We start from the raw sequence: 25,043 nt of genomic DNA, 5'->3' as shown, positions 1-25,043 counted from the left end.
CATTTTGCGGTCCGGACGCATGGCGACCAGCCATTACGATCACTTCCTGTGAAGTCTTCCCGTTCCCCGATGACGCGTGCTCGTGATCTTGATCGCGTCGAAACGTGCAATGTGTTGGACGCCGCGTACGCCGAAGGGCAGTTGAGCGCGGAGGACTACTTCGAACGGACCGAAAAGGCGAGGTCCGCGAAAACCCTGCTCGAGCTCGCGCGCCTGGTCAACGATCTGCAGGTGCCGAAGATCGATACCACAACGGCGCCTCGGACGTCGGTGACGCGCAAGGCCGTGTACATCGGTGGCGCTGCTCTGATCGTCGTCGGCGCGGTCGCCGCGGTGGCCTGGAGTCGCTCACCATTGACGCCTTCGGAAGACATCACCGCCAGTTATGCCGGCACTACTTCCCTCGCGCCACCGTTGCCGACCACCACCCTGGTGCCGGAGCCGACCGTCGAACCGATCCTGATCGCACACATCGACACATTGACTCCCGAGGGTATCGGCGCATTTATCGAGAAGTATCGCGACGAGTTCGGCGACATGTTCATCGATGACGCCAGCTTCCACGGCGACTTCTCCCTGGTGAGCCGGGCGGTCCCCGACGCTCCAGCTCGCGCCGAGTCCATCAGTTTTCGCGACGGCTTCGAGCGGGAAGTGACATCCACTCCGCGGCGGACGGGCCAGCCGACCTTCGATCTCGGTTCCATCCAGATCGACAAGCTCGCGCCGTACATGGTGAACATCGGCGCCTACGTCAATGTTTCGGACGCCACGATCACGCACTTGATCGTGGACGCGAACTACGGCCTCCCGGAGATCGCGATCTATGCGGAGAACGGACTCGGCCACCAAGGACGAATCGAGGTCACGCCGTGGGGCGAGATCTCTCGTTCCTACCCGTACGGGAGCTAGGGTGAGCCGGTGAGTGGGTCCCCGACTACTACCTCTACGCGCACCCGTGCGCGCGACGTCGACCGTTCCGATACCTGCGCCGTTCTCGATACGGCTCTGTCCGACGGCCAGATCACGGTCGACGAGCACGCCAACCGGACGGCTGCGGCGATGACCGCGACCACCCTCGGCCAGCTCGATCTACTGGTCCGCGATCTGCAGAAAGCAACGCTGCGCAACGCCGTTGCCAAAGTTCGTCGTATCGACAAGATCTGGTACCTCGCAGCCGCATCGACTATCTTCGCCGGCCTGATCGGGTACCTCACCTTGTCCGCCGACGATTCACCCCCTGCGCCTCCGCCGGTTTCACCACAGGCAATCGAACCGCTTGCCCCCATTGTGGGTTCGACGCTCGATACGGTCACAGCAAGCGGAATACGGGAGTTCATCACCCGGTACAACAACAAGTTCGGCACGACGATGATCGATTCCGCTAACTTCTACGACGGCCATGCAAGCGTCACTCGCGCCGCCGATGTCTCGCCGAATCTAAAGGAGGACATCGACTTTCGTGGAGGTTTCACACCAAGCGAGAGCTCCACATCCCGGGCGGCCAGCACGACTACCTTCGACCTCGCCTCGGTCGACATCGACAAACTCGCCGGATACCTGGCCGGAGCGTCCGCCAATCTCAACGTCCCCGACGCCAAGGTCTCACACATCGGCATGAGCTCGTCGAGCCAGGAACCACGCATTTCCATCTACGTGGACAACGACCTCGGCGCGAGCGCCTCGATGGAGTTGACCCCGGATGGCCGCCCGATCCGCTTGTCTCCCTTCACTCCTCGATAGGCCCGGACATGCCGAACGATCTGACCAGGACCACCCGCGCTCGCAATGCCGATCGCGAGGCTACCTGCGCAGTGCTGGACTCCGCCTTCGCCGACGGGCAACTCACGGCGACCGAGCACGACGAATTGACCGAACTCGCCGCGGTGGCTGTCACTCTCGGCGATCTCGAAGATTTGACGTCCGATCTGCAGACCGAAGCGTCTCTGCCTGTTCTCCGGAAAGAACCTTCGCTCGACACGCGTTTGATCGCCCTTGCGATCATCGCTCTGTCACTGGTGTCGGCAATCGGCTTCGGAATCAAATATGTGGCGTCGGACGTCACGATCTTCTCCAGCCCCGAGCCACAGTTGCACACCGTCGACGGCCTGGGGGCGATGTTCCGTGCCATCGAAACGCAGTACGGCAGCGGACTGGTCGACGAGATGACCATCTATCCCACTTATGCACGCGTAACGCGCGCCGATCCTGCTGCGCAGCGCAAGAGCCTCGACAGTTACTACCGAGGCGACCTCGAGGACACGACTTCGGGAGGATCGCGCGAACCCGACGTGACACAGATCGACGTCACACAGCTCGATCCTCGCATCGTGATCGCCCTGCTCGACGGCGCCGGAACCACAACGTCGGTGCAAAATCCGACCACTCGGTACGTCTCTGTCGGAAGCACCGAAACCGTGCCGACCATCGAGATCCACGTCGGCAACGACCTCGACGAAAGCGGGTACCTGACCGCTGGCCTCGACGGGGAAATCATGTCGATCTACCCGTTCACCCCCTGATCTAGCCGTGACACCTTGGTACACGTATCGGGCCGCAGTGTGGTTTTATATATCGGCGCGATATAGTTGGTTATCGCATCAAGCGGTTAGGTTCAACGACTCGGGAGGTTTGTCAGTTGCTCGAACTCGCAATCCTCGGGCTGCTCCTCGAGTCACCGATGCACGGATACGAGCTGCGTAAGCGGCTCACTGGTCTGCTCGGCGCATTCCGCGCGTTCTCGTACGGATCGCTGTACCCGGCACTGCGGCGCATGCAAGCCGACGGATTGATCTCGGAAGACGTCGACACTGCCACCGGCACGCTCAAGCGTCGGGCGCGTCGCGTCTACCAGCTCACTCCGGAAGGTCGGCAACGGTTCACCGAACTGGTCGCCGACACCGGGCCGCAGAACTACACCGACGACGGTTTCGGCGTTCACCTCGCCTTCTTCAGCCGCACCCCCGCAGAAGCGCGGATGCGGATCCTCGAAGGCAGGCGACGCCAGGTCGAGGAGCGCCGTGAGGGGCTCCGCGAGGCCGTCGGTCGGGCCAGCGGATCGCTGGACCGCTATACCCGTCAGCTCCATCAGCTCGGACTCGAATCGAGTGAACGCGAAGTGCGTTGGCTCAACGAATTGATCGCAGCCGAGCAATCGACAACAGGAACATCCCGGAAAGAAGGAGAACCCGACCATGGGTGAGAACAGCACCGCGGTGCGCGTAGCCATTGTGGGCGTGGGTAACTGCGCCTCGTCCCTGGTTCAGGGCGTCCACTACTACAAGGATGCCGACGAGACCCAGACGGTCCCCGGCCTCATGCACGTCAAGTTCGGCAAGTACCACGTCCGCGACGTGCAGTTCGTCGCTGCGTTCGACGTCGACGCCAAGAAGGTCGGCTTCGACCTCTCCGAGGCGATCCTCGCGAGCGAGAACAACACCATCAAGATCGCCGACGTCCCGCCCCTGGACGTTCCCGTTCAGCGTGGCCCGACCCTCGACGGCATCGGCAAGTACTACGCCGAGACCATCGAGCTGTCCGACGCCGAGCCCGTCGACGTCGTCAAGGCACTCAAGGACGCTCAGGTCGACGTCCTCGTCTCCTACCTGCCCGTCGGTTCCGACGACGCTGACAAGTTCTACGCACAGTGCGCGATCGACGCAGGCGTGGCATTCGTCAACGCCCTGCCCGTCTTCATCGCTTCCGACCCGGAGTGGGCTGCCAAGTTCAAGGACGCCGGCGTCCCGATCGTCGGCGACGACATCAAGAGCCAGGTCGGCGCCACCATCACCCACCGCGTGATGGCGAAACTGTTCGAAGACCGCGGCGTCGTGCTGGACCGCACCTACCAGCTCAACGTCGGTGGAAACATGGACTTCAAGAACATGCTCGAGCGTGATCGCCTGGAGTCCAAGAAGGTTTCCAAGACCCAGGCCGTGACGTCCAACCTGACCGGCGCACTTGCCGGCAAGGTTCACGACCGCAACGTCCACATCGGTCCCTCGGACTACGTGGAGTGGCTCGACGATCGCAAGTGGGCATACGTCCGCCTCGAAGGCCGCGCCTTCGGTGACGCTCCCCTGAACCTGGAGTACAAGCTCGAGGTCTGGGATTCGCCCAACTCTGCCGGCATCATCATCGACGCCGTCCGCGCAGCCAAGATCGCCAAGGACCGCGGCATCGGTGGACCGGTTTACCCGGCTTCCGCTTACCTGATGAAGTCCCCGCCGGTCCAGATGGCCGACGACAAGGCTCGCATCGAGCTCGAAGCGTTCATCATCGGAGCCGACGAGGCCTGATTTAGGTTCACGCTGATTCGGGGTCTTGCGCCAACGGCGCAAGGCCCCGATTCTGTTATCCGCAGGGTGTTTCCGCATCCGCGCGGGTAATCACGCCTGCGGCTGCCGAATCGCCGAGCGGGTCCGGGTGCCGATCAGCGTGGAATGATGGACATCAGAACCATCACACGGATCGAGGACCCCATGTCGATTACGTCGCTGCCAGTGCTCGATCTGTCGCTTGCGCAGAACCCCGACACCGCCGAGCAATTCCGCACTCAGCTCCGCGAGGCCACCCACGAGGTCGGATTCTTCTACCTGGTCGGCCACGGAATTCCCGACGAACTGCAGCGCCGCCTCCTCGCCGTCGCCCGCGAGTTCTTCGCGCTACCGACTGCCGAGAAGCTCGCGATCGAGAACGTCCGCAGCCCGCACTTCCGTGGGTACACCAGGCTCGGCGGCGAACTGACCGAAGGCAAGCAGGACTGGCGCGAGCAGATCGACATCGGCGCCGAGCAGCCCGCAGCCGAGCGCACCGACACCTCACCGGCCTGGGAGATCCTGCAGGGCCCCAACCAGTGGCCCGACGCCCTTCCCGAACTCCGCGACGTCATTACCGAGTGGAACGACACACTCACCTCGATCGCATTGAGCCTCTTACGCGAATGGGCGGTAGCCCTGGGCCAGGATGCGAACATCTTCGACGACGCGTTCGCTCACGATCCGTCGATCCTCATCAAGGTGGTGCGTTACCCGGGCCGCCCGAAAGGTGCCGGCTCCCAGGGCGTCGGCGGGCACAAGGATGCGGGTGTGCTGACTCTGCTCTATGTCGAACCGGGCAAGGGCGGTCTGCAGGTCGAGCACGACGGCGACTGGATCGACGCCCCGCCGATCGACGGGGCGCTGGTGGTCAACATCGGCGAACTGCTCGAGGTCGCTACCGGCGGCTACTTGAAAGCGACTGTGCACCGGGTAGTTTCACCCGAAGGTGACGGTGAACGTATCTCGGTGCCGTTCTTCTTCAACCCGAACTACGCAGCGCAGATCCCGGAGTTCGACCTACCGCCCGAGCTGGCGGCGCGCGCCACCGGCGTCACCGTGGACGCGAACAACCCGATCCACGATTCCTACGGGGCGAACGCCCTCAAGAGTCGACTACGCGCGCACCCCGATGTCGCGGCCCGATGGTGGCCGGACATCGTTGCGGCACAAAGCGCTACCTAGGGGATGGGTCAAAGATCCATCGCAACTTTCCACGCCGTGTGCATCGCACCTTCGATGTAGTCGACGTTCACCGCGTCACCGACCACGTGCACGTCGGAGACGACGCCGATCAGAGCGTCGGCCAGCGGCGCTTGCGCTGACACCCCCGACGCGACGACAACCATGTCGGCTGGAGCGGTCAGTGTCTTGTCACCGGAACGGAATTCGACGTGCTCCTTGGTGATTCGCTGCACCGTTGAATTGCGGTGAATGTCCACACCGACATGCTTGGCGTGGCGCACAGCCGTCCAGCGGCGCGGCATCGCCATCGGAATACCCAACTGCTGGCCTTCTTCGATCAGCGTCACATTGCGACCTCGCTCGGCCAGGAACTCCGCAAGCTCGAGTCCGACAAGCGAACCACCGATCACGACAACGTCCTTACCCATGGGCAGGAACTTGCGGGTCACAGCTCGAATCGCCGCGGGGCTCTTGGTGATACCGGACAGCTTGCCCAACTTGGCCATCGTACGCAGGAACGGCGGCACCTGTGAGACGTCTCCCGCTCCGGTCATCAACGCGCGCAACGAATCACCGGTGTGCACGTGCGGCAAGTCGCCGCCCGGAACACTAGGCCGCTCACGAACTGCACCGGTGGCCACAACTACGGCGTCGGGGTTCAGTGCCCGGATCGAAGCAACCGAGGCTTCGGTCTTCAGTCGAACATCGACACCGAGACGCTCGATTTCCACCTTCAACCAGCTGAGCAGACGCCCGTTGTCCGGGGTAGTGAGGCTCGAGAACCACAGGGTGCCGCCGAGGCGATCGGACTTGTCCAACACCGTGACTCGGTGCCCACGTTCAGCGGCCACGCGAGCCGTTTCGAGACCACCGGGGCCCGCTCCGACCACAACAACGTGTTTCGGGGTGCTGGTCCGAACGAAGGGGAGCAGCGCTTCGTTGCCCAGGGCAGGGTTCACCGCGCACAGCGGGGTCTCGTCCCAGAAGTTCTCCTGCACGCAGACGTAGCAATTGATGCACGGCCGAACCCGCTCGGGTACACCGTCTTTGAGTTTGTTCACCAGCTGTGGATCGGCCAGGAGCTGGCGGCCCATCGCGGCGAAGTCCGTACGACCTTCCGCGATCATCTTCTCGCCGACCTCGGGGAGCATACGTCCGACCGTGATCACGGGGATCGATATCGCCTGCTTGATTCGCGTTGCATTGTCCGTGTAGTAGCCGACCTTGTCGGGCAGGGGGCCGTCGGTGAAGTTGGCAAAAGCATTCAGCGCGGTACCGGTGACGTGAATGGCGTCAGCGCCGGCCTCTTCGAACATCTTGGCGGCCGCAGCAGCCTCGTCGACGGTCAGCCCGTCGGTTTCGCCGTACTCTTGACCGGCCAGACGCACGATGACGGCAAGCGCACCGCCGACCTCCTCCTTGACCGCCCGAATGACCTCACAAGCCAGGCGTGCACGGTTCTCCATGGAACCTCCGTACTCATCGCTGCGCTGATTCGTGTACCGACTCAGGAACGCTCCGAGGACGTAGTTGTGGGCACAGTGAATCTCGACGGCGTCGCCGCCCGCCGCTTTCACCCGTCCGGCAGCCTCGGCGAACATGCGGACGAGCCAATCAAGATCTTCCTTGGTGGCCTCGTGGTAGGTCGCCCTCTTGCCCTCGTTGATGGCAGCCATCTTGCCCAGTTCTTCGGGCGTGCAATCGGCCATCGCACTCATGTCACCCGGCGGCTTCGGTGTGGACGGGACCAACTGGGGTCGGCCGTCGAGGGTATCGATGCGCGCCACCTTGCCGTGGTGTGTCATCTGCACACAGAGCTTGCTGCCTGCGTCGTGCACCGCGTCGGCCAGCGCTTTGAGTCCGGGGATGAACCGGTCTTCGGAGAGCCCCGGTTCCTTGCGGCTGGTGCAGCCCAGCGGGTACGCAACAGCGCAGCAACCGGTGATGATCAGACCCGTTCCACCAGCCGCACGAGCCACGAAGTGGTCGATGTCGCCCTTTTCGATTTCCCCGTCTTCACACAGGTTCATGTCCATCGCAGGGAGAACCACACGATTGGGCACGGTCATCGGGCCGATGGTGCCTGGTGCGAGCAGGTGCGGAAAGGTCTGGCTTCGGATCGTCACGAGCAGACGCTAGAGCTGGACCACGCCCATCCGTTGCCGCACTCCCGATCATCGAGACTTCACGCGCTGTGACGTGCGAGGCACTCGGCTATCACCTCGAGCGCATATTCGAGGTCCGCGGATTCCACTCGCCCGTAGCCGATGACCAATCCACCGGGGTCTCCGTGCGTTCGGGTGGACTCGACCAGGGTGGGCACTTCGACGCCGAGTTCAAGTGCCTCGCGAGCGACGGTGGCTGCCAGATCCGCGTCGAGCATGAGCGTCGTGTGCATGCCGGCGCCGAGTCCGCGCAGTTCACCGAACGATGACAGTGCTTCCTCGACCGCCCGATCGCGCTCGCGGTACCTGCGCCGGGCGGTACGTACCGCTCGATCCCATTCGCCGTCACGGAGCAGGGACAGGAGCGCTTGCTGCAGCGGAACCGACGGGAAGTCGCCGATTCGCTTGCGGTGTACTGCTATGCGGTCGACCAGGTCGAGGGGAGCTACCAACCAGCCCAATCGAATTCCGGCGCCGAGCGTTTTGGCAACCGTTCCGAGATATACCACCCGATCAGGAGCCAACTGGGCGAGCGCAGGCAAAGGCGCTACGTCGTAACGGAATTCGGAGTCGTAATCGTCCTCGAACAGGACGACGTCGCGGGCGCGTGCGAACTCGATCAACTGGTTGCGCCGACCTACCGGAAGCAGCCCACCTGTCGGATACTGATGGGACGGTGTCACATACACACCGCGGACGCTCTCCGACGCCGTTTCGAGTTGGTCGACACAGAGACCATGAGCGTCGACGGGCACGTCGAGCAGCGACCATCCACAGGCTGTTGCAGCCGAGGATGCATACCGGTATCCGGGATCTTCCATCGCCAGAACAGCACCACGGGTACGCAGGGCCGACAAGGCGAGGCCGAGACCATGCGTGGCACCTGAGGTGATCAGGATTCTCTCGGGTTCAACCGACATTCCGCGGGCCCTTGCCAGCAATTCCGAGAGTGCCGAACGCAATTCGTAGTCACCCGCAGGATCGGGATCCTCGAATGGTGGCGGTTTGGCCCCGACGTCACGCCACGCCCGCCGCCACGCTGCCGATGCACGCGGCGGCGTCCACGGCACGCCCGGCCGGAGCTGCACCCTGGGTGACATCTTGTCGGCGGCCTTCTTCGGTGTAGTCGTGGGAGTGACCACGGGAGAGGGCGCCTCGGCAACGAAGGTGCCCGAGCCGTGCACAGCGACAAGCCATCCCTCGGCGATCAACTGCTCATACGCCCGTTCCACGACGCCCCGCGCCACCTCGAGCTCCGCCGCCAGCTTCCGGGAACTGGGCAACCTCAGACCCACTGCCGCCTTACCACTGCGGATATCCGCTCTGAGGTGGTCGGCAATCTGGATCGGGAGCGCCCGCCGATCTGTCCGGTCGAGGACGACGGCTACCGCCGAAGGAAGAAACATTCAGAACCCTCCCGGAAGTGGCGAATCGAAGTGGCCTATCGAAGTCTCCACTGATTGGACCATGACTTGAAGCCACTTTGCCACCAGCATTGTCTGCATGACAGATTCCGTTGTCTTTGCTGCCCCTGCTCCTGCCCCCACTGCACCTATTCCGCTGTCCCCGACAGCACGTACGACGCACAAGCGCGCCCGCCACCACGGCGTCGCAGAACGCGCGGCACTCGTCGACGTCTTGCAGTCCGCGAAGCTGTGCCACATGGGCGTGACCGTCGGCGGAGTTCCCATGGTGTTTCCCACCGCGTACGGGTTCGACCTCGACGGCCCTGACCGCGGCGGGTCTATTTATGTTCACGGCTCGGTGGCCTCGCGAAGCTTGGCTCCCGACAGCGAAATCTGCATCACCATCACGATCCTCGACGGGCTCGTGTTGGCGCGGTCGGGCTTCCATCACTCGATGAACTACCGCAGCGGCGTCATCATCGGATCACCTCGAGTCGTGACCGACGGCGACGAGCGAGTGAAGGCTTTGAATCTGATCGTCGACCAGGTGGTTCCCGGACGTTCCCAACACTTGCGGGATCACACGCGCAAGGAAATGGCGGCAACCATCGTTCTTGCACTGCCGTTGTACGAGGCTTCCGTCAAGGCCCGCACCGGCGGCCCCGGCGACGATGCCGCCGACATTGGTGTCGAAACCGTTTGGGCTGGAGTAGTTCCCGCAGCTACGCACTTCGGTGAACCGATCCCGTCCGAGGATCTCGACTCAGGTGTCGCGCTTCCGGACCATATCTCGACGATGCTCTGACCGCACACGCCGTACACACCGGGGCATGGCTATGCCCCGGTGTGTACGTATTCAGTTGCGCCCGTTCAGGCTGCTGTCGGTGGGCTGTTCCCGCCGATCGGCTGCTGGTGCGGATCGATCGACATCGGTGGGTAGAACACCGTCTTCCGATCGGGGCCGATCTCGACCCGCCATTCGGTGTGGTGCAGTGTCCGATGATGGTGACCGCACAACAAGATCAGGTTGTCGAGATCTGTTGGGCCACCATCACCCCAGTGAACAATATGGTGGGCATCGCACCACCCCGACGGAGTCCCGCACCCTGGAAACGCACAACCGCCATCACGAACCGCCAACGCCCGCCTCTGCGGCACCGTTGCCGTTCTCGCTTCCTTACCGCAGTCGAGCGGAACACCATTCTCATCCAACAAAATTCGGGTGACGGTGCAGTCGCACGCCAACATCCGGGCAGTGTCGATACTGATCGGACCCACCCAATCCGTCCACGCGAACCCGAGTTCCTCCGTGGACGGCAACAGGTCTTTCAAAGCTTTAAGGTCCGTCATGTCTTTTGCCGATGCGGTCACCGTGATGTGCGGTTTCACCCCGCCTTCGACCGGGCCCAACCCCGCCCGCTCGTACCGGCGCAACAGTTCGCAAAACCCGTCCGCCCGCCGTAATGCAGGAGTACGGGTGTCCTTCACGCCGTCCTTCTCCGGTGTCGGAGCGGACAGGCTCGACAACAACGTGATCAGACGGGCCCCGTTCACAGCATCCAGATCGCCCTTCACAGACACACGCCCGTACAAGCCTTTCGAGGCGTAGAACTCGTTCCGTTCGGAATCCTCGCCGACCGGAACACCGTCCTCACGCTTGCCGTACTGCTTCTCGATCCGCCGGATCGCTGCCCGCACCGCATCACAATCGGCAATGTTCTTCGACGCCAACGACAACAGAATCCCGCGGGCCTTGTCCACATCCGCCAGGGTCATGTTCTTCGGCGGATGCTGACAAAACGACGCCACCTGACGGGCTTTCAACGCATCCACATCACCACGGTGAAACGCATCCGCCACAACAGGTTCGAGCATCAACAACCGCGCCAACCCGACCAGCAGACTGCACTCACCGATCTCCAGATTCGTCGAACCATGCAACCACTGCGCGATCGCCCGAAAACCCTTCCCCCCGAGAACCTCACGGGAAAACATCTCCACGATCAACAACACCATCCGCGACTGCAACTCGTGCCGGGCACGCGCCAGATCGAGAACCTCACTCTTGAGGTCCTCACCATCCAGTTGCCACGCTTCCCGACTGTCCATGCAGCAATCATATTCGAACACAGTTTCGAATACAAGAGAAAACGAGATGAAACTAGCTGCTAATCAACAACTTTCGCATTCCAGACAGAACGGGCATGTTCTTGGGTGGCTGTGGAGACCTCCGCTTGGCCGCCCATGAACGGCCGGACAAGATCCAGCGGCAAGGGGAAGACAACGGTGGAGTTGTTCTCGCTACCGATCTCGTGAAGTGTCTGCAGATATCGCAATTGCAGAGTGGTCGGATTGCGGCTGATCACCTCGGCCGCCTCGGCGAGCTTGGCCGAAGCCTGAAACTCTGCGTCGGCGTTGATGATCTTGGCTCGACGTTCACGTTCGGCCTCTGCTTGCCTGGCGATGGCGCGCTGCATGTTGGCTGGAATCTCGACGTCCTTGATCTCGACGGTCGTGACCTTGACGCCCCACGGTTCGGTCTGCTGGTCGATGACTTTCTGCAGATCCTCGTTGAGGCGTTCACGTTCGGAGAGCAGCGAGTCCAGCTCAGCTTTACCGAGGATGGAGCGCAGTGTGGTCTGGGCGATCTGTGAGGTGGCGGCCAGAAAGTCCTCGACTTCGACTATCGAACGGTCAGCGTCGACGACCCGAAAGTACGTGACGGCGGTGACCTTCACAGGAACATTGTCGCGGGTAATCACTTCTTGGACCGGTATTTTCAGCGTGACGGTTCGCAGACTGACCCGTTCCATACGATCGATCGCCGGCACCAGAATCACCAGGCCTGGGCCTTTCAAGGTGATCAATCGGCCGAGGCGGAACACCACCGCGCGCTCGTACTCGCGCAGAACTCTCACCGACATTCCCACAAGGACTGCAATCAGCACGACAAACACGGACAACACGACAAGCACGGTGGTCATAGCGGCAGCTCCCACGGTTCACGACGGCGCACTTTCAGAGTCAGGCCTCGTACCTGCTCTACGACGACGGATTCGCCCACGGCAGGCACAGAGTCGTCGTACCCGAATTCCATTCGAGCACTCCATAATCCGCCGTCAAGCTCGACCTGACCCTGCGCGCCGGTCCAACTGCGAACGGTCGCGTCGGAACCGACAAGAGATTCCGTCCCCGTACGCACGGGAGCGCGGCGCGCGGTAAGCGCTTTTCGACTCGCTACCGCCACCACGCCCAGGCCGACTACCGCGACTCCCGCCGTCACCGGGATCGCGATCAATTGGCCGATACCGTCGGATGTGAAAAGCATCCAGACGCCGGCACCGATCATGAGTGCTCCAAGCACACCGAGCACCCCCGCGGTTGGGGCATGCGCCTCGACCACGATCAACAGGACGCCCAGCAGCAGGGCAACGACACCGATCGTCGTCATCACTCGTCTCCACGCTCGCGAGGACGCGGTCACGTCGCGTAGCCATTGTGCGATCGCGCCCTCGACTTCAACGGTAATCACGTTCGGCCGGATCTGCCACAAGCGCTTCACGCCAGTTCAGAGAAGCACTTCACCGATCTGTCGCGCAGTCACCTTGGCAAGGTCGGCGAGGAACGGAATCCGTTCGTCGATCATCAGCTCGACCGGACCACGAAGCCCGAGAGCGTAACGCACAGTGCCGGATCCATCGATGATCGGAATTCCGATCGTTCGGTAATCCGGGGTCAACTCCTCGTCGTTGAATCCGTATCCTCGCTCACGAGTCAGTTCCAATTCCCGGCGGATACCGGCAACATCGGTGATCGCACGCTGAGTGGTCGCTTCACGTGGCAGCGCAGCGAGCTCGGAATCGTCGACATCGGACCACGCCAGAAACGCTTTCCCGAGTGCGCTCGCATGCAAGGGAAGGCGGACACCCTGGAGCACGTGCCCGTCGGCCTCGCGCCATCGGCTGAATCCGAGCAACACCACCTCACTTCCGCTTCGCACTGCCAGGGAGGCGGATGCTCCTGTCGTCGCGGCCAATTGCTCCAAATAGGGCTCGGACAGATAGATCCGATGCTGCCGGTAGGAGACCTGTCCGTATGCCGCCAGCGCCGCGCCGATGCGATACCGACTGGTTGCGTCGTCCTTCTCGAGGAACCCCGCGTCGACGAGCGACTGCAGCAATCGATGCGTGGTGCTGACCGCAAGCTCTTGTCGCCGCGCAACTTCCGAGACTCCCAGTTCTTCGCCACTGCGAAAACATGTGAGCATGGTCAGGGCACGGGTTACCGTCTGAACTCCCGCGCCGCGTGCGTCCGTCACGAACGATCCTTTCGCTGTGGCCTGATCGACCTGAGAATCGGACGCTAACACGGACCCAGCAGTCCGGCCATCCTTTCCGTCAGGTGGAAAGGAAGCAGACGCGGACCCACAAAAGCCCAGATGAACAGACTTCCGATGTTGTCAAGATTTCCAATCTCCAGAAAACAAACGGGGGTAAAACGGACAGGCACCCAATAGCGTCATCGTCGTCAGTTCTGACGAATCAACGCCTGAAGGAGCCACATACATGTCCCGCTTCCGCCGACTGCCACGAGCTGCCGCTGCGCTCGCCATGATCCCGCTGGCCGGGTTGGCGGTGGCGTGTGGGTCTTCCGATTCCGACAGCGCCGCAGGCAATTCCAGCGCCGACTTCACGCTCAAAGTCTTCGATCCCGGAAACTCCGGTGCCATCGCCGTCGGCAAGCGTGACGGAACCTACGACGAGGCGCTGGCACCGCTGGGCGCAAAGATCGAATGGGTCAAGACCACACCGGGATTCAGCTCCAACCTCAAACTGTTCAACAGCGGAGAACTCGACATCCAAACCGGCGCATACAGTCCCGTCGTCGGAGCACTGTCCAAGGACGTGGGTGTCCGCATCTTCGCCACGTCCGACCCGTACAACAAGGACCAGGCCGGCATCATCGCCACTCCGGAATCCGGAATCAAGACCGTCGCAGATCTGGCCGGCAAGCGCATCGCCGTCAACCCTGCAGGTAAGGGCGAGTACATCACGCTCAAGGCCCTGACGCAGGCCGGAGTGCCGATCGATTCCGTCGAACGCGTTCCGCTGCAACAGGCTGACGCGGCGTCGGCGTTCTCCACCGGGCAGGTCGACGCGTGGGCATCGTTCCTGATTCCGTATCAGGAGGCGAAGGCCAAGGGCGCGGTCGAGATCGCAACCGAGGCGAGCATCGACTCCGTGGACAGCACCATCATCGCCGGCCGCACCGCAGTACTCGAAGCCCATCCCGAGGTTGTCCAGAAGTTCCTCGAGGTCACCCAGGAACTCACCGCGAAGCAGCAGGCCGACCCAGCAGCCTTCGAGAACGTCTTCGAACAGACCGGTCCGCGTGCACTCTCCGGACAGCGACTCGACGACGCGATCACCCTCGGCGGCCAGATCACCAACTTCCGCTACCCGACTGCAGCCGACGCTACCGACCTCGAATCCATCTCCACGCTGTTCGCCGAGAACAAGGTGATCCAGCAGCCCCTCGAGGGCAGCGACGTGATCTTCGACCTCCAGGGTGCTGTGGCAGGTTCGGCAACGGCAGCGCCCACCACCGAGGGGAAGTGACCCGATGGTGACGCTGACCCGGCCCGCACGAACGGCGTCGCCGTCAGTGGAGCATCCGCAACTCGAAACGCCCCGCTACCGGCGCAATCGCAGCAGGCCCAAGTGGGTCTCGATCCCCCTCCGCTTCCTCGTGCCCGCGCTGCTGGTTGCCGGATGGTGGATCGGATCCGCTACCGGACTGATCCGCGAAGAGATCCTGGCCGGACCTCCGGCGGTGTGGACGGCATTCGCCGAGCTGTACCAGTCGGGTCAGTTGGTCGACTTCGGTCTCGCGTCGCTTCAACGTGCTGCACTCGGTGTTTCGGTCGGTGTGATCGTCGGATTGGTTCTCGGGGTTCTGTCCGGTCTCTCCTCGCTCGGTGAAGAACTGATCGACTCGACCATGCAGATCAATCGCGCGGTCCCGTTCCTCGCGCTCGTTCCGCTGTTCATCGCCTGGTTCGGTATCGACGAAACTTTCAAGGTGGTCCTGATCGCGGTCGCGACCGTCGCCCCCATGTACGCGTACACCTACCTGGGAGTGCGCGGGGTCGATCGCAAGATGGTCGAAGCGGCACAGGGTTTCGGACTGACAGGTTGGCGACTGGTGTTCGGAGCGATTCTTCCGACCGCCCTCCCCGGTGTTCTGATGGGGCTTCGAATCTGCCTGTCGCTCAGCATCACCGGATTGATCGCCGCCGAGCAGGTCGGCACACGTGAGGGCATCGGATACCTGGTCACTCTGGCGCAGGAATACAACCGCACCGATTACATGGTTCTGTGCATCGTCATGTACGCGGCGCTGGGTCTCATCTTCGACGCCGTCGTCAGGCTGATCGAGCGGTACTCCATGCCGTGGCGGAGATTGTCGGTGGCGCGGTGACGAACACGACCGTCGGCTCGCTGCCGACCACCGAAGCACCTCTACCACCGTTGGCAACGCGTGAGCGGACCGGTACCACCGCGGCCGAACGACGAGCCGGATCACCAGTGGCAGTCTCACTCACCGGAGTGCGGAAATCGTTCGGTGACAAGACTGTTCTGGGCGGTATCGACCTCGAGATCACACGCGGAGAGTTCGTCGTTCTCCTCGGCCCCAGCGGCACCGGCAAGACGACCCTGTTGCGAGTGCTCTCCGGTTTGGAAGCACCGGACAGCGGCGAGGTGCTGGTTCCGCGCGACCGCACGGTCGTCTACCAGGAACCGCGATTGATCCCGTCGAAGCGAGTTCTGGCCAATGTCACAGTCGGACAGAAGCGGTCACGTCAGGTGACCGACAATGCACGCAACGCACTCTCCGAGGTCAACCTCGCGGACAAGCACCGTGCCTGGCCGGCCACCCTCTCCGGCGGCGAGGCCCAACGCGTCGCATTGGCTCGCGCTCTCGTTCGCGAACCTGAACTATTACTGCTCGACGAACCGTTCGCGGCCCTCGACGCTTTGACCAGGCTCCAAATGCAAGACTTGGTAGGCGATCTGGTCGCCCGCCACCGTCCGGCTGTACTACTCGTCACGCACGACGTCGACGAAGCCGTACGACTTGCCGACCGCGTGCTCATCCTCGACAAGGGCGGGTTTGCCGTGGACGTCGACATCGACCTGCCACGCCCCCGCGATCGGAACGATCCCGAATCTTTGCGCTACCGAGCGAGTTTCCTGAAGGAACTCGGTGTCGGCCGCACCTTCCCCGACGGACAGGACAGTCATGACATTGATCGCTGATTCCGCAATCGACACACTCTGGTACACCCGCTGCCCCGTTCCCACCGCCAGCGGTCTCGCCAACAGTCTCGGTTGGCTCGGCCGGACGGCAAACGAATCCGGAGTGCGTTTCGGCGTACTGCAAGATGCCGGACCGGAATTGGCAGTGCGCCATTTCGATCACCATCTCTCCGGACTCATTCGCGAAGGCGGCAACGTCCCCGCACTGGCTGCGCGTGCCAGTGGTTCTCCGACGAGGCTCATCGGGCTCACCTGGATCGACGAGGCCCAGGCAATCCTGGTGCGCGGAGACTCCGACATCCGCGAAGCAGGTCTTCTGGCCGGCGCTCGGATCGGTATCCCGGCCTGGGCTGCGGATCAGGCCAGGAGCTTTCCTCGCGCCATGGCCCTGCACGGCTTCGCCTCCGCACTTCGACTGGGCGAGTTGAGTTTTGCCGACGTCACCCTCGTCGAGGTTGCGACGACCGCAGCCCCCGAGGTCCGCACCGCCTCGTCCACCCGCAACACGACGTGGGGTGTCGAATCCCTGCTCCGCGGCGACGTCGATGCCATCTACGTCAAGGGTGCCCGCGCCCAGGAAGTTGCCCGCGAACACGGCCTCGCCGTTGCCGTCGATCTCGATTCCACTGCATCGCTACGTGATCGCGTGAACAACGGCACCCCACGACCGATCACGGTTCATGCCGACCTACTCGAACAGCGCCCGGACATCGTCGTCGGTTTCCTCGCCGAGAGCCTGAGAGCGGCGGACTGGGCCGCAGCCAACATCGACGAGGTCCGAGCCGTGCTGCAGACCGAAACACAGTCCGGGCCCGAAGGTGTGGTGGCAGCCTACGGCGAGAACTTCCACACCGGACTGCATTTGAGCCTGTCGGACGAGCGTGTGGACCTGCTCGGCGTGCAGAAACAATTCCTGTATGCGCACGGCTTCCTTGCCGCCGACTTCGACCTGCGGTCCTGGGTGGCGCACGAACCACTGGAACAGGCACGCGCACTTGTCGCCGCGCAGAAGGGCACAGAAGAATGACGGACGTCTACTGGGAGCTGCCCTCGCGCGGTGACGGACGCCGGGCAGTGGCCGCGCTGAACAGTCGCGGCGGCTTCGGGCCACAGCGACCGACTACCGTCGCGACCGATGTTCGCCCCGGAAACTTCGGGCCCTTCGACGAATTGGCACAGATCGTTCTCGCAGCCGAACTGTCGGGCGTCGACGGCGTTGTCGCACCGTACGATCCGAATGGCGAAGAATCCTGGATCGTTGCTGCCGCCGCCCTACGTCAGACGCGTCATTCGCGAGTGGTCGTGGAGTTTCACCCCACTTTCGGCACCCCCGTCTACGCCGCCAAAATGTCGGCGACACTTCAGCGCCTGTCGGCAGGTCGTCTCGAATGGCGAGTGAAGGTAGAGACGGACCCCGAAGACGCCGCTGCTCGCGGAGACGTGGTTCGAGGAGCCGACCGCTACGCGCGCGCCGCGGAGTTCCTGACCGTCGCACGCGGTGTGTGGAACGAGGAACAGATTCTCCCCGGCGGATTCGGCGGCACGGGTTACGACTTCGACGGCGAGTACTACGACGTACTCGGCGGCGGATTCCGAGGCATCTTGTCGGGGCTCCGTTTTCCCCGAGTACATCTGACCGGAGACTCACCGGAAGCTCTGGAACTCTCGGCCCACCATGCCGATGTCCATCAGTTCACCCTTGCCGGTGACGAGTTGTCGACACGGATCACCACCCTCGACGACCGAGCATCCGAACTCGGCAGGACCGTCGAGAAGGTCCTGCGCATCCCGATCATCGCGAGGGAGACAGCCGACGAAGCCTGGGCTCGCGTCGAACGGCAACTGAGAGAAACCGATTCCGCTGCACTCGAAATCGATCGGGGCGGCATCCTGTGGTCCGGATTCGACCGCATCGGCTACGAGCACAGTATCGGCCTCGTCGGAAGCTACGAGGAAGTGGCGCAGCGATTGTCGTCGTATCGCGATCTCGGCGTGGACGGTTTCGTCCTGTCAGGTCGGCCACACATCGAAGAGCTGCACCGGGCGGGCGAGCATCTCCTGCACCTGGTCGATCCCGAGGGTCGGATCCGCAAGGAAGAGAAGGCCACCACAGAAGAGAAGGCCACCGCATGAGCATCGATTTCTATTGGCGGATCGGGATGGAAGGCGACCACGCGTCGCTGCGTACTCCGCGTCGCTACAACCGCGGCGATGCCGGTGGATACGGGCCGGGCAACATCGCTCCCGCGATCCGCGGCGGCGAGTTGGACGGATACAGCTACATCGACCACATGGCCGCAGTGGCAAAGGCTTCCGAGTCTGCCGGCTTCCTCGGTGGACTGCTGCCGTCCTTCCCGATGACCGAGGATCCGTGGGCGACCGCAGCAGCGTTGGCCGCCGAGACCACCACGTACCGTTTCATGGTCGCGTTCCAACCGGGGTTCCTTCACCCGGTACAGGCCGCGCGGATGTCGGCCAGTCTGCAGCGAGCAACCGGCGGACGTCTGGTTTACAACATCATCAGTGGTGGAGGCGGCGCGCCTCAGCTGTGGTGGGGCGACAAAGTCGACCATGACGATCGCTACACCAGGACGTCCGAGTTCCTCGATGTCCTCAAGGGTGTGTGGGACGGCGAACCTTTCGACTTCGACGGTCGATTCTTCCAAACCCACGGTGCTGCACTTCCACCCGGGCTTGCCGGCCAGCCGTTTCCCGAGGTGTACTTCTCCGGATCTTCGGCAGCAGCCGTCGCCGCCGCCGGACTGCACTCCGACTATTACCTTTCCTGGCTGGAGCCGTACGCCGATCTGAGAGCCAAGATTGACGGCGTGCGGGAGAACTCGGCCAAGCTGGGACGCACCCCGAAGTTCGCCGTACGCATCGACGTCGTTGCCCGGCACACCGAAGAAGCCGCCTGGGCCGAGATCGAGAAAGGCTGGGCCTTCGTCGACAAGGGGGCCGCCGACCGCGCAGCGCAGGGTGATTCGGTGGGCGCCGCCCGCATCAAGGGGTGGGTGCCCGAACACATCACCGGTTACCGAGATCTGGAAGTGCAGCCCAACGTGTGGTGTGGCTTCAGCCTCATCCGCGGCGGACCAGCGTTCGGACTGGTCGGCAGCTACGAACAGGTCGCCGAAAGACTCGACGAGCTCCGCGAACTGGGCGTCGACGCCTTCATCCTCGCGGGTAACCCGCATCTCGAAGAGGCATACCGCGTCGGCGAAGAAGTTCTTCCCCTCCTGCAGCGCACCCCGATCACACCTTCTGGACTGGAGACTCGATGACCACCACCGAAACTCGACTCGACGCCGATACCGCAGCATTCGTCGAAGCAGCGCGCAAAGCAGCAGACAAGGCATTCGACGTCTTCCGCAAGACTGGAACGGTTGCAGCCAACGGGACCGTGAACTTCGTCGAACGCGTACCCGGCACCGAAATCGCGGTCGCCCTGAACGACCCGGGACCGTGGGCGGACGATCCGTCGGTGTCACCGGTTGTTGCTACGTTCGATGGAGAGGTGCTGTCCGGCAACGGATCGGCCGGTTTTGTCACCGGCTACGCGTCAGTGTTCCGTGAGCATCCGGAAATCACCAGCGTTGTCCACATCCACACTCCGTGGCTCGGCGGTTGGGCCCAGACACACCGGACGCTACCCATCCGATATGCGGCTTCGCAGAGGCTGACGCTCTCCCGAGAGATTCCGCCGCACATCGATCGGTCCCGGTCTGCGGGCGAGTTCATTCTCGAGCGTCTCGAACACGATCCCGATCTGGTGGCGATCTTCGAAGCCAACGGCGGGGTCAACGTCATCGGCCGCAGCGGGTTGCTCGACCTCGCGAAGTTCGTCGTCCTCCTCGAGGAAGGCGCGCAGTTCCAGGCGATCGCCGAAACCCTCGGCGGTTCAGTCGAATTCGATCCGTCCAACCTCACGGTCCAGTGGGGCCGTAGCGGACTCGCCGACGAGGCGCGTCGACGCGGCCTCATCTAGCCACCCCCATCACTGATTCAGAACAGGAAACCGTAGATCTCATGACCGTTCGCGTCGGATACTTCCCACACAACAATTCGCTGTTCGTACTGCGCCACACCGGAATCCTCGAGCGCCGTCTCCCCGATGTCGAGTGGGTGGACCTGCGTGAGCTTCCCGCCAAGCCTGCAGTGAACCCGGAGAACGCCTTGCCGACCCTGCACTCGGACTGGCTGTTCGAGGAGGGCGGATACGACGTGATCGGAACCGGCTTCACGCCGCCGGTCACCGGATTGGCCCAGGGCCGCGATCTCGTCTACATCGGAATCTCCGGCCCCCGCGTGGAGAACGGGCGCCTGGTAGTCAAGGCAGAGTCCGAGATCAACACGGTAGAGGACCTGCGCGGCAAGCGCGCCGGCATCGCGCACGGATCGTGGCAGACCACACTTTTATTGTTCGCCTTGGATCAGGCGGGGCTGACCTGGTCCGACATCGTCCCTGTCGACACCGACGTGCGCGGTGGTGGAGCGGACCTCGTCGACGGCACCATCGATGCCTGGGTAGGGGCGTACCCGGGGCTGACCGACATCGAAGCGAACCACGAACTGCGCACGCTGATCGCCACCGACGGACTCTTCAGCCACCCCTCACTGTGGTTCACCCGGCGCGATTTCGCGGATACCAACCCGGAGGCCCTCCAGGCGATCATCGAGGCCCTGCAGGAATCCGACGCCTGGATCGAAGCCAACCCCCGCGAAGCCGCGCAGATCTTCGTCGACGACATCGAGAAGCGTGGCGGGTCCGCGAGCATCGATGCCTGGGAAGCTGCACTGCGCGGGCGTCCTTTCGGTGTCAACCCGGTCACCGACGTGTTCCTCGACGAGCAGCAGCGAGCGGCCGATCTCCTGCTGAGCAACGGGCTACTGCCGAAGGCGGTCACCGTCCGCGAAGCAGTCGTGCCGTGGATCAGCGAGTTCGTCGGTTCGGATCGTTCGTCGATCTGAGAACCCACACCTGACAGATCCGCTTCACACGTGACAGATACCGGACGGTCTGCCATTGTGAAGGGATGCGGCGGCGCGTGGGTGAGAGTTGGTCCACGCGACCAGTCTCAGGGGTAACCCCTGGGTCGGCCAGAAGAATTGGATACTGCGTCCACCGGCGTTCGGCACGCTCCGCGTGCTTGCCGCCGCACCGGACAAAGGATTTGGTCACCCCGCCCCGTCGCATCCCGGAGTCGAATCATGCGTGACTTCGAGCTCGATCCCGAGTTGGCGCGTCGTCTGGCCGTTGCGGCTGCTGACGCTCCGTGGACCCTCAGCGGACTCGAGGAGGCATTCGGAACCGTCTTCGGCGTTTCCCCGACGCTCCTGGCCGTGCGCGTTCTCGACCTCATGCCCGCCCCACCGTTCGAACCGCAGACTCTGTACCGATTGCTACGCGAACTACCTCGCCTGCGGCCTGTTCCTCTCTCACTGGACACCAATGAATCCTCGGTGTGGCGGTTCGACGTTCCTCGCTACAACACCAGTGTGGACCTGGCTCGTTCACTGGATCTGACGATCTCCGAACTCGAGTGGTTTGCCGACCGAGGGGATTGGCTCCGCACGAAACCCCTACCGCTACGCCACTACCGGCCGATGCAGATCAGCAAGAAGACCGGCGCTCGCCTCCTCGAGGTACCGAAACCTCGATTGCGCGAAATTCAGCGCAAGATTCTGCGCCGCATACTCGACCTGGTGCCCCCGCACGACGCGGCACACGGATTTGTCCGTGGTCGAAGCCCTCTGACTTTTGCAGCGCCGCACGCACAGTCGGAAATCGTGATCGGTGTGGACCTCGCGCAGTTCTTCCCCTCGATCAGCGGCAGCCGCGTCCACGCCGTCTTCACCGCCCTCGGCTATCCACCCGCAGTGGCGGGAGTTCTCACCGGATTGTGCACTGTTGCCACACCTGCCGATACCCTGCGCGGCCTACCGTATGCACAGGCATCACAGCTACGCACCGCGCATCTTCCGCAAGGCGCGCCAACTTCGCCTGCACTGGCGAATCTCGTCGCGCGCAAACTCGATATCCGCTTGAGCGGACTCGCACAAGCAAACTGGCTCACCTACACCCGATACGCCGACGACCTCGCCTTCTCCGGAATCGAAGTTGCCGACGTCGGAACCCTCCTCTGGAGCGTCGAGCAGATCGCCAGGGACGAAGGGTTTGCCATCCATCCACGAAAGACCAAGGTGATGCGCCCTCATCGACGCCAACACCTCACCGGGCTGGTGATCAACGACCAACCGTCGTATCCGCGTGACGACTACGATCGCTTGCGTGCCCTGCTGCACAATGCCGCCAGTACTTCTGCGCAGGAAAAGAATCGGGACGGAATCGAGAACTTCCGCGCCCACATCTACGGCCGGATCGCGCACATCGGCGAAACCAGCACTACACGCCGACACACATTGCTGCGCCTGGCTGAACGTGTGGATTGGGACGGTTAGTGCCCGCGAGCAGTCAGACCCGCGGTGTGTACGCCATGCATTCGACCTCCATGTGCGCACCCAGCGCCAGTCCATCTGTTCCGAACGCACTGCGGGCCGGCAGTCTCGACGCCGGGAAGTACTCGAGGTAGACCTTGTTGAACTCCTGCCAACGAGACATGTCGTCAAGCATGACAGTGCATTTGAAGATTGCTTCGACGCCGGAACCGTAAGCGATCAGCGAAGCCACGATGTTCTCCATGGTCTGTCGAGCCTGCGCTTCGAAGCCGTCGGCCAAAGTCCCGTCCGGGAGCATACCGATCTGACCCGACAGATACAGAACGTCTCCGACGCGCACTCCGGTGGAGAACGGCGTATCGAAAGCGGGTGGGATGAACTCGACGGTCTGAGATGAATCCATTAGATCTCCTCGGAGTTGGAATATGCGTGACGAGTTGGTGTTTCAGCGCACTGGGCGGGCACGAACATCGGCCAGGAAGTGCGCCACCAACTCGTTCCACGCGTGTGGGTCCTCGAAGTAGGGGGAGTGGCCGCGGTCGGCAAGTTCGACCACTTCGGCGTGGGGCAGGAACTCGGCGGCGCTGCGAATCCGCTCGGGTGTCATCAAATCGTCCAGCTCACCAGCGATCAGCAGAACCGGCGCCGTCACCGCGGCAAGATCGCTCGGCGAGTAGTTGTGGGCCTTGAGAATTCGGAAGAACTCGGTGTCAGGTGGGCGATGACCGAAGGTGCCGAGAGCTTGGTACAGGTATGCCCTCGCCATGTCCAAGCTCGGCAACCGTCCGCCCACAGCGGGGTGTTCCCCCAGTGGCCGCGCCGTGACGGGCGCCGCGGTAAGGGGAGGTGCGCCGTCCGGACCGAATCCGACGGGAATGCCGCCGGTCGTGCAGGCCAGGACTACCGACTCCACCCGGTCCGGAACAGCGATCGCGGTCCCCAATGCGGCCCAACCGCCCATCGACTGGCCGACCACGTGCGCTCGATCGACCTCCAACAGGTTCATGATTTCGATCAGATCCGAGACTGCCGCTACCGGGCCGTGGTTGCCCTTTTTGTTGGTGGACCGGCCGAATCCTCGCTGATCCCAGCTGATTACCCGATAATGCTGAGCGAAGTACGGTACCTGTTGGTACCAGACCGCGGCGTTGCCGCCGAGACCGTGCGTGAGAATCAGATCCGGGCCTTCGCCGGCAGTCTCGTACCAGACCCGTTCGCCGTCTGCGACGGTGATGAAGCCCTCGGTCCGTGAAATCATCCTTCTTCTCCTGTGTCGGACGGGCGCTTGCCCGAAGTGTGGTCAGTGAGGAGTTGCTGCACTTCATCGGTGGCCCGCAGCAGGTGTTCTTCGACCATTCGCGTCGTTTTCGCATCGAAGTCGGTATCGAACCCGATCACCGTCAACGCGCAGAGCGGAGATCCCTTGCGGGAAGACACTGCACGCGAGACCGAACCGATGATGTCCTGAGATCGTTTGTGTACAACGGCGAATCCGGTTTTCTGCGTCTCGGCTATGTCGGCGAGAAAGCCGGTGGGGCCTTCCAGTGGATAGCCGCTCTTCTCCACCATCGCCAGGTAGGGCGCCCGGGTGTTGTCCTCGAGTGCCGCGACCAACGCGAGCGGACCCGCGAACCGGTGCGGCGGAAGCAGATCCCCGAGCATCCGAGTGATCATCTTGAGTCTCTCGGGACGCAGCGCCGCGATGATCCGCGTTCCGCCGCTCTCGAGAACCTGCAGATTCACCATCATGTCGGTGCTCTCGGACAGCACCCGCATGGTCGGATCGCACAAGGCCGCCAACGAGTGCGCTGCCGCTTCGTGGGAAACCTGCAGTGCAGCCGGGCCGGGGAGATAGCGACCGTCGTAGCGGAAGACCCAACCACGGTTCGCGAGTTCTCCGAGCACTCGGTGCGCAGTCGGGCGGAGCATCCCGACTTCTTCTGCCAGTTCGCTGAGCTTCATCGGCGTGGTCGAGCGCGCGATGGCCTCGAGTAGATCCAGCGCTTTGTCGACGGCGGACGCAGAACCCTTCGTCATCCGATCCCCTCCCGGTGCCGTGGATGTACCCGGCGATCCGAAATCTCGTGTTCTTGGAAAACCCTTGGCATTCGTCTTGGAAATTACTATAGTCACAACAATCGTTCCGGCGTACGGAATTCTTTGAGCGTCTTCACCTTCCCACCGGATTACCGGCAA

25 protein-coding genes are annotated in these 25,043 nt (G+C 62.9%); 16 read left to right on the top strand and 9 right to left on the bottom strand.

What is annotated here, in order from left to right; genetic code table 11:
* Nucleotides 1–69: 69 nt before the first annotated feature.
* The 6 genes from R4P70_RS00465 (at nt 70) to R4P70_RS00440 (ending at nt 5,498) form a co-directional block, all read left to right on the top strand.
* Nucleotides 70–909: a DUF1707 domain-containing protein gene (locus tag R4P70_RS00465; RefSeq protein WP_317830183.1), complete on the top strand. Its 840-nt coding sequence runs from the start codon at nt 70–72 to the stop codon at nt 907–909.
* 9 nt (nt 910–918) lie between these two features.
* Nucleotides 919–1,740 carry a DUF1707 domain-containing protein gene (locus tag R4P70_RS00460; protein WP_317830182.1) on the top strand — a complete coding sequence of 274 codons (822 nt, stop codon included), beginning with the start codon at nt 919–921 and terminating at the stop codon, nt 1,738–1,740.
* 8 nt (nt 1,741–1,748) lie between these two features.
* Nucleotides 1,749–2,519, top strand: coding sequence for a DUF1707 domain-containing protein (locus tag R4P70_RS00455; RefSeq protein WP_317830181.1), 771 nt, complete (start codon nt 1,749–1,751; stop codon nt 2,517–2,519).
* 116 nt (nt 2,520–2,635) lie between these two features.
* A complete protein-coding gene (locus R4P70_RS00450) occupies nt 2,636–3,199 on the top strand; it encodes a PadR family transcriptional regulator (protein WP_003946014.1) in 564 nt (187 codons plus the stop codon).
* Nucleotides 3,192–4,295 (top strand): inositol-3-phosphate synthase, encoded by a 1,104-nt coding sequence (locus R4P70_RS00445; protein ID WP_003945979.1) that lies wholly within the window; start codon nt 3,192–3,194, stop codon nt 4,293–4,295. Before R4P70_RS00450 ends, R4P70_RS00445 begins: the two co-directional genes overlap by 8 nt.
* Nucleotides 4,296–4,439: 144 nt before the next feature.
* On the top strand, nt 4,440–5,498 hold the full coding sequence (locus tag R4P70_RS00440; protein ID WP_019746062.1) for an isopenicillin N synthase family dioxygenase: 1,059 nt from the start codon (nt 4,440–4,442) through the stop codon (nt 5,496–5,498).
* 8 nt (nt 5,499–5,506) lie between these two features.
* On the opposite strand, the gene R4P70_RS00435 is transcribed toward R4P70_RS00440, so the two are convergent.
* Nucleotides 5,507–7,624, bottom strand: a complete 2,118-nt coding sequence (locus R4P70_RS00435; protein WP_070797618.1) for an FAD-dependent oxidoreductase — start codon at nt 7,622–7,624, stop codon at nt 5,507–5,509.
* 59 nt (nt 7,625–7,683) lie between these two features.
* Nucleotides 7,684–9,069, bottom strand: coding sequence for a PLP-dependent aminotransferase family protein (locus tag R4P70_RS00430; RefSeq protein WP_317830180.1), 1,386 nt, complete (start codon nt 9,067–9,069; stop codon nt 7,684–7,686).
* Between the two features lie 97 nt (nt 9,070–9,166).
* Between R4P70_RS00430 and R4P70_RS00425 the strand changes: the two genes are divergently transcribed.
* A complete protein-coding gene (locus R4P70_RS00425; RefSeq protein ID WP_019746065.1) occupies nt 9,167–9,874 on the top strand; it encodes a pyridoxamine 5'-phosphate oxidase family protein in 708 nt (235 codons plus the stop codon).
* Between the two features lie 65 nt (nt 9,875–9,939).
* Here the strand turns inward: R4P70_RS00425 and R4P70_RS00420 are convergent, their stop codons facing one another.
* The 4 genes from R4P70_RS00420 to R4P70_RS00405 all read right to left on the bottom strand — a co-directional run bounded on the left by R4P70_RS00420 (nt 9,940) and on the right by R4P70_RS00405 (nt 13,387).
* Nucleotides 9,940–11,178 (bottom strand): HNH endonuclease signature motif containing protein, encoded by a 1,239-nt coding sequence (locus tag R4P70_RS00420; RefSeq protein WP_317830179.1) that lies wholly within the window; start codon nt 11,176–11,178, stop codon nt 9,940–9,942.
* A 59-nt stretch (nt 11,179–11,237) separates the two neighbouring features.
* A complete protein-coding gene (locus R4P70_RS00415) occupies nt 11,238–12,053 on the bottom strand; it encodes a slipin family protein (RefSeq protein ID WP_020971385.1) in 816 nt (271 codons plus the stop codon).
* Nucleotides 12,050–12,520 (bottom strand): NfeD family protein, encoded by a 471-nt coding sequence (locus R4P70_RS00410; protein ID WP_029256740.1) that lies wholly within the window; start codon nt 12,518–12,520, stop codon nt 12,050–12,052. The genes R4P70_RS00415 and R4P70_RS00410 overlap by 4 nt, the downstream gene beginning before the upstream one ends.
* A gap of 117 nt (nt 12,521–12,637) precedes the next feature.
* A complete protein-coding gene (locus R4P70_RS00405) occupies nt 12,638–13,387 on the bottom strand; it encodes an IclR family transcriptional regulator (protein WP_020971387.1) in 750 nt (249 codons plus the stop codon).
* A 247-nt stretch (nt 13,388–13,634) separates the two neighbouring features.
* Here R4P70_RS00405 and R4P70_RS00400 point away from each other — a divergent pair, with 247 nt between their 5' ends.
* The 9 genes from R4P70_RS00400 to R4P70_RS00360 all read left to right on the top strand — a co-directional run bounded on the left by R4P70_RS00400 (nt 13,635) and on the right by R4P70_RS00360 (nt 22,850).
* The gene (locus R4P70_RS00400) at nt 13,635–14,687 is read left to right on the top strand and encodes an NrtA/SsuA/CpmA family ABC transporter substrate-binding protein (protein ID WP_317830178.1); all 1,053 of its coding nucleotides are present in this window, start codon (nt 13,635–13,637) and stop codon (nt 14,685–14,687) included.
* Nucleotides 14,688–14,691: 4 nt separating this feature from the next.
* Nucleotides 14,692–15,549 (top strand): ABC transporter permease, encoded by an 858-nt coding sequence (locus R4P70_RS00395; RefSeq protein WP_019746071.1) that lies wholly within the window; start codon nt 14,692–14,694, stop codon nt 15,547–15,549.
* On the top strand, nt 15,546–16,388 hold the full coding sequence (locus tag R4P70_RS00390; protein ID WP_031332129.1) for an ABC transporter ATP-binding protein: 843 nt from the start codon (nt 15,546–15,548) through the stop codon (nt 16,386–16,388). Before R4P70_RS00395 ends, R4P70_RS00390 begins: the two co-directional genes overlap by 4 nt.
* Nucleotides 16,372–17,415 carry an ABC transporter substrate-binding protein gene (locus R4P70_RS00385; protein WP_317830177.1) on the top strand — a complete coding sequence of 348 codons (1,044 nt, stop codon included), beginning with the start codon at nt 16,372–16,374 and terminating at the stop codon, nt 17,413–17,415. The genes R4P70_RS00390 and R4P70_RS00385 overlap by 17 nt, the downstream gene beginning before the upstream one ends.
* Nucleotides 17,412–18,521, top strand: coding sequence for an LLM class flavin-dependent oxidoreductase (locus R4P70_RS00380; protein WP_283385273.1), 1,110 nt, complete (start codon nt 17,412–17,414; stop codon nt 18,519–18,521). Before R4P70_RS00385 ends, R4P70_RS00380 begins: the two co-directional genes overlap by 4 nt.
* On the top strand, nt 18,518–19,672 hold the full coding sequence (locus R4P70_RS00375; protein ID WP_003946051.1) for an LLM class flavin-dependent oxidoreductase: 1,155 nt from the start codon (nt 18,518–18,520) through the stop codon (nt 19,670–19,672). The genes R4P70_RS00380 and R4P70_RS00375 overlap by 4 nt, the downstream gene beginning before the upstream one ends.
* Nucleotides 19,669–20,376, top strand: coding sequence for a class II aldolase/adducin family protein (locus tag R4P70_RS00370; RefSeq protein ID WP_020909735.1), 708 nt, complete (start codon nt 19,669–19,671; stop codon nt 20,374–20,376). The genes R4P70_RS00375 and R4P70_RS00370 overlap by 4 nt, the downstream gene beginning before the upstream one ends.
* 41 nt (nt 20,377–20,417) lie before the next feature.
* Complete coding sequence (locus tag R4P70_RS00365) at nt 20,418–21,359, top strand: ABC transporter substrate-binding protein (RefSeq protein ID WP_317830175.1); 942 nt, start codon at nt 20,418–20,420, stop codon at nt 21,357–21,359.
* A gap of 240 nt (nt 21,360–21,599) precedes the next feature.
* The gene (locus R4P70_RS00360) at nt 21,600–22,850 is read left to right on the top strand and encodes a reverse transcriptase family protein (RefSeq protein ID WP_317830174.1); all 1,251 of its coding nucleotides are present in this window, start codon (nt 21,600–21,602) and stop codon (nt 22,848–22,850) included.
* Between the two features lie 13 nt (nt 22,851–22,863).
* Here the strand turns inward: R4P70_RS00360 and R4P70_RS00355 are convergent, their stop codons facing one another.
* From R4P70_RS00355 to R4P70_RS00345, 3 genes are read right to left on the bottom strand one after another with little or no spacing between them, the layout of a single operon-like run.
* Nucleotides 22,864–23,250 carry a RidA family protein gene (locus R4P70_RS00355; protein ID WP_003946047.1) on the bottom strand — a complete coding sequence of 129 codons (387 nt, stop codon included), beginning with the start codon at nt 23,248–23,250 and terminating at the stop codon, nt 22,864–22,866.
* Between the two features lie 42 nt (nt 23,251–23,292).
* A complete protein-coding gene (locus R4P70_RS00350; RefSeq protein WP_317830173.1) occupies nt 23,293–24,105 on the bottom strand; it encodes an alpha/beta hydrolase in 813 nt (270 codons plus the stop codon).
* Nucleotides 24,102–24,884, bottom strand: a complete 783-nt coding sequence (locus R4P70_RS00345) for an IclR family transcriptional regulator (protein WP_019746079.1) — start codon at nt 24,882–24,884, stop codon at nt 24,102–24,104. Before R4P70_RS00345 ends, R4P70_RS00350 begins: the two co-directional genes overlap by 4 nt.
* Between the last annotated feature and the right edge of the window lie 159 nt (nt 24,885–25,043).

Source organism: Rhodococcus sp. IEGM 1241 (assembly GCF_033142365.1).
GTDB classification, from domain to species: domain Bacteria; phylum Actinomycetota; class Actinomycetes; order Mycobacteriales; family Mycobacteriaceae; genus Rhodococcus_F; species Rhodococcus_F erythropolis.
The sequence above is the reverse complement of the archived record's forward strand: the minus strand, read 5'-3'. Positions and strand labels throughout refer to the sequence as shown.

Bases quoted from the DNA above. Each gene is read 5' to 3' on its own strand.
- R4P70_RS00400 (WP_317830178.1), top strand. From the start codon at position 13,635: ATGTCCCGCTTCCGCCGACTGCCACGAGCTGCCGCTGCGCTCGCCATG.
- R4P70_RS00455 (WP_317830181.1), top strand. From the start codon at position 1,749: ATGCCGAACGATCTGACCAGGACCACCCGCGCTCGCAATGCCGATCGC.
- R4P70_RS00370 (WP_020909735.1), top strand. From the start codon at position 19,669: ATGACCACCACCGAAACTCGACTCGACGCCGATACCGCAGCATTCGTC.
- R4P70_RS00355 (WP_003946047.1), bottom strand. From the start codon at position 23,250: ATGGATTCATCTCAGACCGTCGAGTTCATCCCACCCGCTTTCGATACG.
- R4P70_RS00420 (WP_317830179.1), bottom strand. From the start codon at position 11,178: ATGGACAGTCGGGAAGCGTGGCAACTGGATGGTGAGGACCTCAAGAGT.
- R4P70_RS00430 (WP_317830180.1), bottom strand. From the start codon at position 9,069: ATGTTTCTTCCTTCGGCGGTAGCCGTCGTCCTCGACCGGACAGATCGG.
- R4P70_RS00425 (WP_019746065.1), top strand. From the start codon at position 9,167: ATGACAGATTCCGTTGTCTTTGCTGCCCCTGCTCCTGCCCCCACTGCA.
- R4P70_RS00385 (WP_317830177.1), top strand. From the start codon at position 16,372: ATGACATTGATCGCTGATTCCGCAATCGACACACTCTGGTACACCCGC.
- R4P70_RS00445 (WP_003945979.1), top strand. From the start codon at position 3,192: ATGGGTGAGAACAGCACCGCGGTGCGCGTAGCCATTGTGGGCGTGGGT.
- R4P70_RS00345 (WP_019746079.1), bottom strand. From the start codon at position 24,884: ATGACGAAGGGTTCTGCGTCCGCCGTCGACAAAGCGCTGGATCTACTC.
- R4P70_RS00415 (WP_020971385.1), bottom strand. From the start codon at position 12,053: ATGACCACCGTGCTTGTCGTGTTGTCCGTGTTTGTCGTGCTGATTGCA.
- R4P70_RS00375 (WP_003946051.1), top strand. From the start codon at position 18,518: ATGAGCATCGATTTCTATTGGCGGATCGGGATGGAAGGCGACCACGCG.
- R4P70_RS00380 (WP_283385273.1), top strand. From the start codon at position 17,412: ATGACGGACGTCTACTGGGAGCTGCCCTCGCGCGGTGACGGACGCCGG.
- R4P70_RS00440 (WP_019746062.1), top strand. From the start codon at position 4,440: ATGATGGACATCAGAACCATCACACGGATCGAGGACCCCATGTCGATT.
- R4P70_RS00465 (WP_317830183.1), top strand. From the start codon at position 70: ATGACGCGTGCTCGTGATCTTGATCGCGTCGAAACGTGCAATGTGTTG.
- R4P70_RS00350 (WP_317830173.1), bottom strand. From the start codon at position 24,105: ATGATTTCACGGACCGAGGGCTTCATCACCGTCGCAGACGGCGAACGG.
- R4P70_RS00360 (WP_317830174.1), top strand. From the start codon at position 21,600: ATGCGTGACTTCGAGCTCGATCCCGAGTTGGCGCGTCGTCTGGCCGTT.
- R4P70_RS00365 (WP_317830175.1), top strand. From the start codon at position 20,418: ATGACCGTTCGCGTCGGATACTTCCCACACAACAATTCGCTGTTCGTA.
- R4P70_RS00410 (WP_029256740.1), bottom strand. From the start codon at position 12,520: ATGACGACGATCGGTGTCGTTGCCCTGCTGCTGGGCGTCCTGTTGATC.
- R4P70_RS00395 (WP_019746071.1), top strand. From the start codon at position 14,692: ATGGTGACGCTGACCCGGCCCGCACGAACGGCGTCGCCGTCAGTGGAG.